This is a genomic window from Xenorhabdus eapokensis, assembly GCF_001908105.1.
The window spans coordinates 124938-137423 of record NZ_MKGQ01000002.1; the positions used below are offsets into that span (position 1 = coordinate 124938).

The 12486-nt window shown below is 41.3% G+C and carries 12 protein-coding genes and 2 pseudogenes; 7 read left to right on the forward strand and 7 right to left on the reverse strand.

From position 1 onward, the window contains the following. Positions 1 to 187 precede the first annotated feature (187 nt). From Xedl_RS40070 to modE, 3 genes are all read right to left on the reverse strand, one after another. Positions 188 to 1027, reverse strand: a complete 840-nt coding sequence (locus Xedl_RS40070) for a CPBP family intramembrane glutamic endopeptidase (RefSeq protein WP_074022403.1) — start codon at positions 1025 to 1027, stop codon at positions 188 to 190. A 209-nt stretch (positions 1028 to 1236) separates the two neighbouring features. Then, complete coding sequence (modF, locus tag Xedl_RS40075) at positions 1237 to 2721, reverse strand: molybdate ABC transporter ATP-binding protein ModF (RefSeq protein ID WP_074022404.1); 1485 nt, start codon at positions 2719 to 2721, stop codon at positions 1237 to 1239. Between the two features lie 118 nt (positions 2722 to 2839). Continuing rightward, entirely contained in the window at positions 2840 to 3631 is a 792-nt protein-coding gene (modE, locus tag Xedl_RS40080; RefSeq protein WP_074022405.1) for a molybdenum-dependent transcriptional regulator, read from the reverse strand. Positions 3632 to 3807: 176 nt separating this feature from the next. Here modE and Xedl_RS40085 point away from each other — a divergent pair, with 176 nt between their 5' ends. The 4 genes from Xedl_RS40085 to modC all read left to right on the forward strand — a co-directional run bounded on the left by Xedl_RS40085 (position 3808) and on the right by modC (position 6699). After that, a complete protein-coding gene (locus Xedl_RS40085) occupies positions 3808 to 3942 on the forward strand; it encodes an AcrZ family multidrug efflux pump-associated protein (RefSeq protein ID WP_074022406.1) in 135 nt (44 codons plus the stop codon). A gap of 221 nt (positions 3943 to 4163) precedes the next feature. After that, positions 4164 to 4934 carry a molybdate ABC transporter substrate-binding protein gene (modA, locus tag Xedl_RS40090; protein ID WP_074022407.1) on the forward strand — a complete coding sequence of 257 codons (771 nt, stop codon included), beginning with the start codon at positions 4164 to 4166 and terminating at the stop codon, positions 4932 to 4934. 17 nt (positions 4935 to 4951) lie between these two features. Continuing rightward, on the forward strand, positions 4952 to 5644 hold the full coding sequence (gene modB / locus Xedl_RS40095; RefSeq protein WP_074022408.1) for a molybdate ABC transporter permease subunit: 693 nt from the start codon (positions 4952 to 4954) through the stop codon (positions 5642 to 5644). Next, a complete protein-coding gene (gene modC, locus Xedl_RS40100) occupies positions 5638 to 6699 on the forward strand; it encodes a molybdenum ABC transporter ATP-binding protein ModC (protein WP_074022409.1) in 1062 nt (353 codons plus the stop codon). Before modB ends, modC begins: the two co-directional genes overlap by 7 nt. Before the next feature lie 57 nt (positions 6700 to 6756). Here the strand turns inward: modC and Xedl_RS40105 are convergent, their stop codons facing one another. Further along, positions 6757 to 7572, reverse strand: coding sequence for a pyridoxal phosphatase (locus tag Xedl_RS40105; RefSeq protein ID WP_074022410.1), 816 nt, complete (start codon positions 7570 to 7572; stop codon positions 6757 to 6759). A 148-nt stretch (positions 7573 to 7720) separates the two neighbouring features. On the opposite strand from Xedl_RS40105, the gene pgl reads away from it, so the two are divergent. Then, entirely contained in the window at positions 7721 to 8713 is a 993-nt protein-coding gene (gene pgl, locus Xedl_RS40110; protein ID WP_074022411.1) for a 6-phosphogluconolactonase, read from the forward strand. 126 nt (positions 8714 to 8839) lie between these two features. On the opposite strand, the gene Xedl_RS40115 is transcribed toward pgl, so the two are convergent. Continuing rightward, positions 8840 to 9412: a hypothetical protein gene (locus tag Xedl_RS40115; RefSeq protein WP_074022412.1), complete on the reverse strand. Its 573-nt coding sequence runs from the start codon at positions 9410 to 9412 to the stop codon at positions 8840 to 8842. A gap of 254 nt (positions 9413 to 9666) precedes the next feature. On the opposite strand from Xedl_RS40115, the pseudogene Xedl_RS40120 reads away from it, so the two are divergent. Further along, positions 9667 to 9771 (forward strand): annotated as a pseudogene (locus tag Xedl_RS40120) (IS1 family transposase); the annotation flags it as partial. An 88-nt stretch (positions 9772 to 9859) separates the two neighbouring features. On the opposite strand, the gene Xedl_RS40125 reads toward Xedl_RS40120, so the two are convergent. After that, positions 9860 to 10825: a hypothetical protein gene (locus tag Xedl_RS40125; RefSeq protein WP_074022413.1), complete on the reverse strand. Its 966-nt coding sequence runs from the start codon at positions 10823 to 10825 to the stop codon at positions 9860 to 9862. A gap of 179 nt (positions 10826 to 11004) precedes the next feature. Here Xedl_RS40125 and tnpA point away from each other — a divergent pair. Continuing rightward, positions 11005 to 11187, forward strand: a pseudogene (tnpA, locus tag Xedl_RS40130) (IS200/IS605 family transposase); the annotation flags it as partial. Here the strand turns inward: tnpA and bioA are convergent. After that, the gene (gene bioA, locus Xedl_RS40135) at positions 11187 to 12470 is read right to left on the reverse strand and encodes an adenosylmethionine--8-amino-7-oxononanoate transaminase (RefSeq protein WP_074022414.1); all 1284 of its coding nucleotides are present in this window, start codon (positions 12468 to 12470) and stop codon (positions 11187 to 11189) included. The pseudogene tnpA and the gene bioA sit on opposite strands and share 1 nt — an antisense overlap. Positions 12471 to 12486 lie beyond the last annotated feature (16 nt).

Below are 12486 nucleotides of genomic sequence, written 5' to 3' on the forward strand. Positions count from 1 at the left end.
AGATCGCTGCGGGCATTATATGGCGCGACAGGCCAAAACGGCAAACAATAGTCTCGTATCTCCTGTTTTAAATCATGTTTGGTGATAATTACGGCGATTATATATCTGGCAAGGGAGGGGATAGCGGGGAGTTTATGATCTGAACTGTCCCCGAATAGGAGACAATTCAGCTCAAATATAATTCAGTTTAGTGCATGACTACTGATTTTATTGGGTAGGTGAAAAATAGCAGATGCATCAGATTGAGTGAAAAATGGAAAGCAACAGCCACCCATAAACGACCACTCCACAGCCAGGTCAGGCCATAAATTAACCCTGCCAGCGTAGCAAAAATCACCAGCAAACCACCGCCGGCAAAATGGGCGGCGCCAAACAGTAGAGAGGTGATGACCAGAGCTAAGTAAGGATTCATCCATTGACTGAGCTTCTGCTGAATATAGCCACGAAACAGCGCTTCTTCAGCCAAAGAGACAAAGAAAAGATTAGCAATAACAAAGGCAGGGAACCAATTAGGTAAATGGAGTTCAACGGACAATCCACCTAATACGGTTGCAAGCCCTAATAATGCTGGAATGGCTGCGATCAATAACGCCCATCCATGAGCCGGTGCATTAACCAAAGGTTTTCTGATAAACAGAGTTGGCATACAGAATATTAGGATAAATGGCAGCAGCGCCTTGTCAAAGTTGAAGTACATTGAAAAAGGTGCGCTGAGCGAGCCTACCTGTACTTTATCCAAGTACTTGAGATTATGGAATCCTGGGATGTAATGTACAAACAGTAAAATACCACCGATAAGCAATAACAGCTCGATGACGATCCTGGGGATAAAATGTTTTTCGCTGTTTTTTTGGCAATAAATATATGCCATACCTAAAAGAGTTATCACTGTCAGCGTGATTATAGCAGGATAGGTAAGTACGTTAGTGCTGATCCCAGCAATGATAGCGAAGAGCGCGACGAAAAAAGCAATTTTCTGGCGACTCTCTAAAAGAGCCAATGCAATGGCAAGTAATGCCCAAGCCATATAATTCCCTATTATCTTTAAAAAAACCAATGAAATAGTCTAAAAATGGACGGTGATTTTATAGTAATGGTTAAAAAATTCAAAAATAATAATAAAAAATATCAAAAAAATATGACTTGATTTTATTAAAGAGTGATTACATAGAACGGTAATAGGAATCCCTCTCTTGATAGAGAGGGATAATTAATATGCTGAACGAAGAAAGAAGATCACAGCGATTCTACGGAAATACTCTCGGTTTCATACCGATAAATATCACCGTCAGGAATAAATCGCAGGCGATGGGTAATGCACTGTGGTGCATCTTCTTGATGGTGAGAAACAAACAGAAGCTGCGTATCACCATTAGCAATCATGATGTCAATGAAGCGCAGGATTAACTGGCGGTTTAGCGGATCAAGCCCTTGCAACGGCTCATCTAAGATCAATAAAGCGGGATGTTTCACCAGAGCACGGGCAATTAAAACCAGCCGCTGTTGCCCCCATGACAGACTATGAAAGGGGCTAGTTGCCGTTGATCCCGATAACCCTAATAAGTCCAGCCACTCATCGGCTAACTGTTGCTGTCGATCTGAAACAGCCTGATAAATTCCTATTGAATCGAAGAAACCCGATAGAATAACGTTTCGAACGCTGGTACTGACACGATACTCCAGATGAATACTGTTACTGACATAACCAATGTGACGTTTGATGTCCCAAATCGTTTCCCCGCTTCCCCGTTGACGGCCAAATAAGACTAACTCATTGCTGTAACCTTGGGGGTGATCGCCTGTAATCAGGTTAAGTAGTGTCGATTTTCCGGCACCATTTTCACCGATGATTTGCCAGTGTTCATTCGGATTCACTTGCCAGCTCAAGCCGTGCAAAATGGGTTTGTCATTGTATTGAACAATAACATCACGCATTGATACCAAGGGTTGGTCAAGTGGAAGTTGTCCATCAGTCCGGTATTCATCGGTTTCGGGCAGATGAATATTTTTCAGTCCTTCACTGTGTGCTAACTGTGCCACGAGAGATTGTGCCAGAATGCTCTCTTTCTTTCCGGCCAGCATCAGGTGGCAATCCGCCAATACGCCAACTTGTTCGACAAAATCAGGAATTTCATGGAATCGGGTTAAGATCAAAACTAAAGTAATGCCTTTTGCAGCCAGAGAACTCAATAATTGGGAAAGTTGATTGCGGGCATAATTATCTAACCCATCAAAAGGTTCATCAAGAATAAGCAGGTCAGGATTTGCCATTATTGCCTGACATAGCAGAACCTTACGGACTTCCCCGGTTGAGAGGTATTTGAATCGTCGCGAGAGTAAATCTTTAATACCAAAATATTCGCTTAATTCAAGGCACAATTCATTGTCTTTATGGTGAAGTTGAATAATATCTGCGGCAGTACGCCCAGTATCCTCTTCTCCGTCACTAATCAAATCTGTATTGTTGCGTTGCCACTCTTCATCAATCAGTTTTTGCAATTGTTCGAAAGACAGACGTATTGGTATGCGAAACGAACAATGGCGGTCACCTGTCAGTTGGATTAATTCATCCGACAATGCACGAGCCAGTGAAGATTTTTCACTGCCATTTGCCCCAACAAAAGCCCAGCTTTCCCCAGAAATAATTTTCAGTGACGGTAACCGTAGGGTACGGGTGTCACTTAAACGGAAACTAGCTTGCGTTATTTGCAATTCAGACATTCCTCTTCCTTATTTAAGCAACATCAACTAAAGGATCACCAGAAATAAGCGGAATAATGTTTAATGTCAATGTGTAGCTGTTTGTTATTCATTGAGGATTAATCATTTTTGTAATCGATTAACATAGGGTGGCAATCATCACTTTATCGGCATTGAAAAGTGCGGTAACAGAATCGTGGGGCTGGAGCTGTAAATGCGCCACGTCTTGGTTAGATAACGTAACACAAAGGGATTCACCGCCATCAAGTGTCAGAATAATTTCACTGTATTCTGTTCCTGTTTCAATATGGCTAACCTGGCTGGATAGGATATTTTCGCATGAAACAGCAGGAGCCTGATCTTTGGTTAAAGTTATCCACGGCGCTTTAATCAATACCAACACTTCTTTTCCGGTGACTAAATTCAGCCGATTGGCACTTTGTTCCGTTACAGCCGCATAGATTGATGTTTTACCATCTGCCAGCAAAACCCGAACATGTTGTTGAATATTGGCGTGGCTACGTTCAGTGATCGTACCGAAAAATTGATTGCGGGCGCTGGTTTGTAACGAAAAACGAGATATAGCCGCGAGCAAGCTGTCTAAGGGCAGAGAATCCTCTTTCAGGACATCAAACGCTTTTTGTTGAATTTTTTCCAATAAATCATAAAGTTGCAACAGACGTTCACCATAATGGCTCAGTTGGGCACCGCCGCCGCCTTTTCCACCCGTGGCACGTTCCACTAAAATCTCATCGGCGAGTTGGTTCATTTCATTGATGGCATCCCAGGCACTTTTGTAACTGATCCCAGCCTGCTTTGCACCTTGGCTAATAGAACCCGTGACTTTAATTTGCTTAAGCAATGTAATTCGCCGAGGATCAGCGAACAGGCGTTGTTGCAATTTCAGTATTAATAATATTTGGGCTTGCATAGTGATTTATTTAGGGCAACTATTTGAGAATTTTTACAACAGAACCATAAGAATCGCACGTTTCGTCGGTTACTGTTACTGTTTTATTGTCTAGAATAACGGAATTAATGTCTGTGTTATGTCATTTTCAGATATGATTCAGTTAATTTGTTAGTCACTCAGGATATGAGGTTAGCATGTTTGAATTGCTTAAAAGTATGGGATTTGCGCTGATCATGGTTCCCGTGGTGATGGCGGCTATTTTGGCGTTGATTTACGTGCTTGGGGGATTATTCAATCTGATCTCCAAAACAGAAAACACCAGTCGATAGTCTTGAGCTTTACCATTTTTATTACCCGGTTATCCGGGTAATCATCAACTCCTGCCTTCCTCTTCATATATAACTTTTCATATGTAATTGTTGCATTGAGATCAATATAAAAGCTAAAACTAACTCACAACTTGCCGATTAATCACAAAATAGCGTTTTCATTTAACGTTGTATCTTGTTATATACAACGCACCATATTGATTATCTCAGGTGAGTGTAAAATGAAAAATAAAATTTATCAGTTGTTGGCAGGAGCCGTGGTCACTTTTGCGCTTGCCGGAAATGGTTGGGCGGCAGATAAAGTTACTGTGTTTGCGGCGGCTTCATTAACTAATGCGTTGGATGAGATTGCAACACAATATAAAAAAGAGAAACAGGGCAATATCGTGGCTTCCTACGCTTCATCGTCGACATTGGCGCGCCAGATAGAGCAAGGAGCTCCGGCCGATATTTTTATTTCTGCCGATCAGCAGTGGATGAATTATGCTACTGATAAACAATTAATTGCCGAGAATACCCGTCATACCTTGTTGGGGAACCGGATCGTCCTGATTGCGCCTAAAGAGAGTAACTTGAATCAAGTGGAGATCAACCGAGAAACCAAATGGAAATCTTTGCTGGCAGGAGGGCGATTAGCGGTTGGCGATCCTGATCATGTACCCGTTGGTATTTATGCTAAAGAATCGCTGCACTATTTGAATGCATGGGATACGGTTAATCCGCTGATGGCTCGTACTAATAATGTGCGTAGCGGTATGGCACTGGTAGAACGAGCCGAAGCTCCGCTGGGCATTGTTTATGGCTCTGATGCCGTTGCCAGCAATAAGGTGAAAGTTGTGGGGGTTTTCCCCTCTGAAAGCCATAAACGGGTGGAATATCCGATGGCAATAATCAAAGATCATGAAAGACAGGCCGTTCGCGATTTTTATGATTACCTTAAAACCTCTGAAGCCGCTGCCATTTTTAAACGTTACGGCTTTAGTCCACTGTAGGAACTGATCTTTTGGAGATGTTAAGTGAATATGAGTGGCAGGCAATTTTACTGAGCTTAAAAATCTCAGCGATTGCTGTGCTATTCAGTTTGCCATTTGGGATCTTAATGGCATGGATGCTGGCTCGTTGCCAGTTTGTTGGTAAATCCTTGCTTGACAGCATTATTCATCTGCCACTGGTATTACCGCCAGTGGTAGTGGGATATCTGTTGCTCATCAGCATGGGACGGCGCGGGGTCATTGGTGAATACCTTTATGATTGGTTCGGTATCAGTTTTGCATTTAGTTGGACAGGGGCGGCATTGGCTTCGGCTGTGGTGGCTTTTCCGCTGATGGTCAGGGCTATTCGTTTGTCATTGGAGAGTATCGATCGGCGACTGGAACAGGCTGCCCATACTTTAGGGGCAGGTTCGTTTAAAGTCTTTTTCACCATTACCCTGCCATTATCATTACCCGGCATCATTGTTGGTGCAGTATTGGCGTTCGCCCGTTCATTGGGGGAATTTGGTGCCACTATTACCTTTGTTGCCAATATTCCGGCGGAGACGCGAACCATTCCTCTTGCCATGTATACATTGATAGAAACACCAGGCGCTGAAACCGCCGCAGCCCGTTTGTGCATCATTGCTATCGTATTGGCGCTGATTTCATTAATGCTTTCCGAGTGGCTGACACGCTGGGGCAGGAAACGTTTGGGGGCAGCATGTTAGAGCTGGATTTTGAGCAGCGATTGGGTGAGCTGCACATGCAGGTTAACACCACTTTACCAACAGAAAGCATTACTGCCATATTTGGGCTTTCAGGGGCAGGGAAAACCTCACTGATCAATATGATTGCGGGATTGAGCCACCCACAACAAGGTCGCATTGTTTTAAACGGCTCCACGTTGGTGGATACCGAACAAAAGATCTTTGTGCCACCAGAAAAGCGCCGGATTGGTTATGTTTTTCAGGATGCACGCCTTTTTCCGCATTATCGTGTGAAAGGAAACTTGCAATACGGCATGGCACCTGAGATGAAATCGCAGTTTGACGGTATTATTGGCCTATTGGGAATTGAACATTTATTGTCACGTTTCCCCATCACATTATCTGGCGGAGAAAAACAGCGGGTAGCCATTGGCCGTGCATTACTGACCGCCCCAGAAATCCTGCTGATGGATGAACCACTGGCATCATTAGATTTACCCCGTAAGCGTGAGTTATTGCCTTATCTTGAAAAGTTGTCCGAAGACGTCAAAATCCCGATCCTCTATGTCAGTCACAGTTTGGATGAAATCTTACGGCTGGCAGAGAATGTCATTGTGATGGATAAGGGAAAAATCAGGGCAACAGGAACCTTAGAAGAGGTCTGGTCGAGCAGTGCACTGCGTCCGTGGCTGCAAAAAGAGAGTTTGGGCAGCATACTAAAAGTGTCTGTTATGGAACACCATCAACGTTATCAAATGACCGCAGTCGCAGTGGCTGACAAGCTCCTTTGGTTGCCACAAGTTAATGCTGTTCCAGGAACTGATCTGCATATCCGCGTTGATGCATCAGATGTTTCCTTAGTTTTGGAACCGCCGAAAACCAGCAGCATTCGTAACACTTTGCAAGTCAAAGTCATTGAGTTGTTTGAGGATAATGGTCAGGTTGATGTCAAATTGGCGCTGAGTGAACATACACTGTGGGCGAGAATTACGCCTTGGGCGCGGGAAGAGCTTAATCTGCGAGTAGGGCAATGGCTCTATGCACAGATAAAGAGTATTTCGTTGAATCGTCACTGATAAATATGTCGGAAGTTGGGAGCTGATTTGCTCCCAGTGAATGGACATCAAAGGTAATTACAGTACATATTTTCTTAAAACTTCAGCGATACCGGGTTGGGTATTATCCCGTGTGACAATATCTGCCCGCTCTTTGACGGCATCAACGCCATTCCCCATCGCAACACCCAGTCCGGCGCTTTCCAGCATACTGAGATCGTTATAATTATCACCAAAAGCAATCACATCTTTCATGCTCATGCCTTGCGATTCCACCCATTGTTGCAACCGTATACCTTTACTATTGCCTTTTTTGGCAATATCGACTTGATCAAACCATGACCATTCACACTCAAGGCCAATATTTTCCTCAATTTGTTCACTAATCTCACGTAATTTCACTAAATTGGGTGAGCTGGTGGCAAATTTCCAAATCGCACTAACCTCGTGGATCGCGTCTTGAAAATTCCCTGTTTGCTGGAGATTCGGACGCTGGTACTCAGGCAGAGAATCCGACCATGCAAGGGTTCGGGCTACAGTGTGAGGAAATTGATATAAAATGGCATCATCAACATACATCAGATGCTGAATTTCTGTATCTTGCAGATAGGCAAGTGCTTGAGAGGCTTCATGGATGGAGAGTGGGTCAGAGGCCAAAACTTTCTTTGCATGATAATCATACGAATAAGTTCCATTGCAACAGATGGCAGGCGTATCAAGTTGCAGTGCTTGATAGAAAGGATGGATGGCGACATGATGGCGTCCGGTTACAATCAAAACTTTGATACCTGACTGGCGGGCTTCATTTAGGGCTGCCAGTGATTCTGGCAGAATACGTTTTTGTGGATCGAGCAGTGTTCCATCGAGATCCAGAGCGATAACGCGATACGACATGGATTGGCCTCTAAGTTGTCTATGATATAAACAAAATATTATACGTTAGTTGAATATAGTTAAACCGTCATATAGGCAGTTTAGCCGTTAAAATTTTTTAAGAATCGTTATAGATCAATAAAATGGCAATACGCATTAAGGAGATAACATGAAACAGGTGGTTTATACAGCCAGCCCAAATAGCCGACAAATTCACGTATGGTCGCTTAATGTGGCGGGGGAACTTGCGCTTCTCCAGACCGTAAATGTACCAGGTGAAGTGCAGCCAATGGTTGTCAATCCAGATGGTAAACACTTATATGTGGGAATTCGTCCGCAATTTAGTATCGTAACTTATGCCATTGGGGTAGATGGATGCCTTGAACAGCGAGCCATTGCCCCCTTGCCGGGTAGCCCGACCCATATATCCACTGACAGAGCAGGGCGTTTTTTATTCTCTGCTTCTTACAGCTTCAATAACTTAAGTGTTCATCCTATTGATGAAAATGGGATCGTTAAAGCTCCAGACCAAATTGTAGAAGGTCTGCAAGCGCCACACTCTGCTAATATTGATCGGGAAAATCGTCAACTGCTGGTTCCCTGTCTGAAAGAAGATCATATTCGTATTTTCAATTTGAATGAGCAGGGCTATCTGACAGAAAGTCGGACAGATGAAATTACGACAGCAACAGGTGCAGGCCCACGTCATATGGCATTCCATCCGGAAAAACAGGCCATCTATTGCATTAATGAATTGGATTCAACCGTTGATGTTCTGCGTCAATGGGAAAAATATCGTATTGTGCAATCAATTGATTCGTTGCCAGCAGATTTTTCCAACGTTCGTTGGTCGGCTGATATTCACATGACACCGGATGGTCGGCACCTCTATACCAGTGAGCGTTCAGAGAGCCTGATCAGCCATTTCCGCGTTTCAGAAGATGGTTATCGCCTGACATTAGCCGGACATTATCCGACAGAGAGTCAACCGCGTGGTTTTGCTATTGATCACAGCGGTCATTTTCTGATTGCATCAGGGCAGAAATCGGATCATATTTCAGTATCGCGTATTGACAAATATTCAGGGGAATTAACTCAACTGGCGCGCTATCCGGTTGGCAAAGGCCCGATGTGGGTGACGATATTGGCAATAGTGGCATAGCAATATTGGCAAAAGTAATATCGGCGAAGGTAAGTCGTGATCACGCCAGCCATATAGCTTGGCTATGTGACTGGCGAAAATTTATTTGCTACAAACAAGATAAAAAATTAATGTAATTAATTGATGTTAAATTAAATTAAACGTTCCGACACCTGGTAAAACAATAGGATAGGTGATTAATATGTGATTCTGTTGTACGGAATATAAATCGCCTAAATAAACATTTCCTTTTAAAAGTCGTAAGATTATATTTCTTGGGTAAATATAAAGTTGAATGTTTAATGGTGTATTGATAATGGAGTAAGGATATTTGACTACACCTCCAAGATGAATATTATTAAAGTTCAATATTGGTGTGTTATATACACCATTAATATAGCCATTGAAATTGGCCTTTTTCCCTATATTAGGTTCGTGCCCAATGGTAGTGGAGTTAGAAGATATTTGGGTAAAAGGTAAGCCGCCATATTGATAATATGTGTTAATGTTAAAATACCCACTGACAAATTCGGTTTGGTTCTGGGTTGGACTGGTTAATGAATCTGGTTGAATATTTTCAACAAACAGATGGGCTAATTCAGGTTTTTCTATTACCAGAGTTTCGTAATGCGAAATTTCTTGCTCATACCTATTTTGAGATAGTTCAAAGACATCTTGTATTTCATTATTGGAAGATGTAAACAAATTTTCTGTATTCATGATATTTTCCTCTTTGTTTAAATAAGCGTGGTTTCATCATGAATATATCAAATAATTTGTTTTTAGGTGATGTAATAGCCTCTGTTTTTGTCATTAATATTTGTCAGTGATTGACGTTTGGAAATGCATTTAATATGCTTTGTTTTTTATTAGAAATATAATAAATGGGTCACCTATTCAACCTATTGATAGTTATGTATAATCACCATTTTTTCTGGTCATGATTCCAAAGTGTATTATTGCTCACACGTTATAACAGAATTAACCGCTTGAATCGTAAAACACTCAGCTACTCAAAATCCCCCGAAATGAATGAAAAAGTTATCGGTACTTTTATCGAAAAAGAATACTATATTTAAGGCAAATCAACGGATTGAATACATGACCGAAAATGTATGTTTTTATTTATTTCAATTAATTAAGATATACCCTATACTTTCCATCTCGTTATAAAGCCATTATTTTTACGTTCTTGTCAGGTGATATAACTGCTAGATTAAATACTTTTTTCATACTGTTTTGAATTGTAAGATATGTATTTTTCTTTAAAGGAGAGTGGCATTTAGCAGAAGGGGGGATTACTTTCCTATTAGGAATAGGATCTTCTTCTGCTAACACAATACATTTACCCATGTAATGCCATTTATCCATTTTGCTTTTCCACAGGTCATTATATTTTTCAGCAGGGCAAACAATATTTGCCCAAGGATCGCATACCCATAATTCCTTTGGTAGATTGTGATATAACCTCCCCAGTATAGGTTTAAACATATTATGATTAAAAGAGCCTATTGTTATAAATACATGATCATGTACTCCTACAGCCCCCACTATTTGAATATAGACATGATCAGGGTTTTCTAAACCAGAATTAAAAAACTTCAGAATATTATCAAGACAATTATGTATTAAATAATGAAACGCACAATTGCAGTAATCAGGGCAATTTCCGGATAGAAAATTATCTTTATTTTTCAATGTATAATTATATAGCGCCTTATAAGTATCAGCTTCTCTTTCTATTTCATTACGTTTATATAACCTCTCGTGTTTTTCTTGTTCATGAAGTTTAGATTTTATTTCATTTCTTTTTTTTATGCTTTGTTCATTAATTTCACTACCATGCATAATATTCTCATACATACTTCTATAAATGTCATTTTTAAATTTGTCATTTTTAAATTTGTCATTTTTTTCAATATTATGTTCTTTTTTTCTGAATACATCTATAAAGTTTCTCATTTTATTAAATTCATTATATTTATGTTTTTGCATTTCATTTCCATATAAAAATTCCTTATATGTTCCTTTTTCCTTAAGGGGAGCGTTGTCAAAATAATACTTATTACCTGATTTTGCTTTTAACATTTCCCTGGAGTGTCTTACCGCATCATTTAGAATAGATTCGATCATAATGAACTCCCATTAATAATTTTAAAGATACTTATAATTCGGAAGTATTTTCCTACTGATATTAATATCAGTCAAGAAAATAATAAGATAAAAGTGGGTATAAATATATTTATATTTATATTTTTTATTCATAACTGAATACCACCTCCTACGGAGGTGGTCAATATCATATTGTCTGAATGCCAAAATGCCGATTTAGAATACTGAAAAATAATGTAAGAAGGGAGGTTTATAAGCAGATACGGATTTCATGTGAGCAACTCGAGATAGAAATTGTAGAATTGACTGTTCAAATAGATCATGTTCATCTTCTGGTAAAAATACCGCCAAAATTATCTATATCTCAGGTGGTTGGACACCTTCATTTGAGCGGTGAGGATGTCAATGTACCCGCAATGGCATTTGTCAGCCTTGCTAGCTGTTCTGGTTGAATAATATAAGGTGGCATCAGGTAAATTAACCGACCAAATGGCCTGATCCATACACCATTTTGAACAAAATGGCGTTGCAATGAAGCGACATTGACGGGCTGTTTCATTTCAACCACACCTATCGCGCCTAACACCCGAACATCTTTGACCAAACTGTGTGATTTGAGGGGAAATAGTTCTGCTTTTAATTGAGTTTCTATTGATTGAATACGTTGTGGCCACGGGCTATCAGCGAGCAATTTCAGACTGGCACAGGCGACGGCACAAGCCAGAGGATTTCCCATAAAAGTTGGGCCATGCATAAAACAGCCTGCTTCACCTTGGCTGATAGTTTCAGCAACGTGGCGGGTAGTCAGTGTTGCGGACAATGTCATATACCCCCCCGTCAATGCTTTGCCTAAGCACAATATATCCGGTTCGATCTGCGCATGTTCACAAGCGAATAGCTTGCCAGTCCGTCCAAATCCGGTCGCAATCTCATCTGCAATTAACAAAATCTGATATTCATCACAAAGCTGACGAATCTGGCGCAGATATTCAGGATGATAAATCCGCATTCCGCCAGCACCCTGAACAATAGGTTCTAAAACCACAGCAGCGATTTCATCATGATATTGCAGCAATAATCGTTTAAAAGAATCGATATCTTCGGCTTGCCATTCATCACCAAACTGGCATTGCGGCGCATTGGCAAACAGATGATTGGGGAGATAGCCTTTGTACAGATTATGCATAGAGTTGTCTGGATCGCAGACAGACATGGCTCCAAAAGTGTCACCATGATAACCATGACGCAGGCTCAGGAAACGATGGCGTTTTTTCCCTTTGGCTTGCCAATATTGCACTGCCATTTTCAGGGCGACTTCTACGGCGACAGAGCCAGAATCTGCCAAAAAAACACACTCCAAAGGATCTGGTGTCATTGCCACCAATTGCTTGCACAGTTCAACCGCCGGGGGGTGGGTTATGCCGCCGAACATAACATGGGACATCTTATCGATTTGTGACTTTGCTGCCTCATTGAGAACAGGATGATTATAACCGTGGATAGCTGCCCACCATGAAGACATACCATCAATCAATGTACGTCCATCTGATAAAACCAGTTCCACACCAGTGGCTGATACGACAGGATAGGTGGGAAGTGGATTCGTCATTGAGGTATACGGATGCCAAATATGGCGCTGGTCAAATTTAAGATCTGAAGGAGTCATAATAACTTTGTTGTAA

Excerpts from the sequence above, each read along its gene's own strand:
- Xedl_RS40070 (WP_074022403.1), bottom strand. The coding sequence starts at position 1,027 with ATGGCTTGGGCATTACTTGCCATTGCATTGGCTCTTTTAGAGAGTCGC.
- modF (WP_074022404.1), bottom strand. The coding sequence starts at position 2,721 with ATGTCTGAATTGCAAATAACGCAAGCTAGTTTCCGTTTAAGTGACACC.
- modE (WP_074022405.1), bottom strand. The coding sequence starts at position 3,631 with ATGCAAGCCCAAATATTATTAATACTGAAATTGCAACAACGCCTGTTC.
- Xedl_RS40085 (WP_074022406.1), top strand. The coding sequence starts at position 3,808 with ATGTTTGAATTGCTTAAAAGTATGGGATTTGCGCTGATCATGGTTCCC.
- modA (WP_074022407.1), top strand. The coding sequence starts at position 4,164 with ATGAAAAATAAAATTTATCAGTTGTTGGCAGGAGCCGTGGTCACTTTT.
- modB (WP_074022408.1), top strand. The coding sequence starts at position 4,952 with ATGTTAAGTGAATATGAGTGGCAGGCAATTTTACTGAGCTTAAAAATC.
- modC (WP_074022409.1), top strand. The coding sequence starts at position 5,638 with ATGTTAGAGCTGGATTTTGAGCAGCGATTGGGTGAGCTGCACATGCAG.
- Xedl_RS40105 (WP_074022410.1), bottom strand. The coding sequence starts at position 7,572 with ATGTCGTATCGCGTTATCGCTCTGGATCTCGATGGAACACTGCTCGAT.
- pgl (WP_074022411.1), top strand. The coding sequence starts at position 7,721 with ATGAAACAGGTGGTTTATACAGCCAGCCCAAATAGCCGACAAATTCAC.
- Xedl_RS40115 (WP_074022412.1), bottom strand. The coding sequence starts at position 9,412 with ATGAATACAGAAAATTTGTTTACATCTTCCAATAATGAAATACAAGAT.
- Xedl_RS40125 (WP_074022413.1), bottom strand. The coding sequence starts at position 10,825 with ATGATCGAATCTATTCTAAATGATGCGGTAAGACACTCCAGGGAAATG.
- bioA (WP_074022414.1), bottom strand. The coding sequence starts at position 12,470 with ATGACTCCTTCAGATCTTAAATTTGACCAGCGCCATATTTGGCATCCG.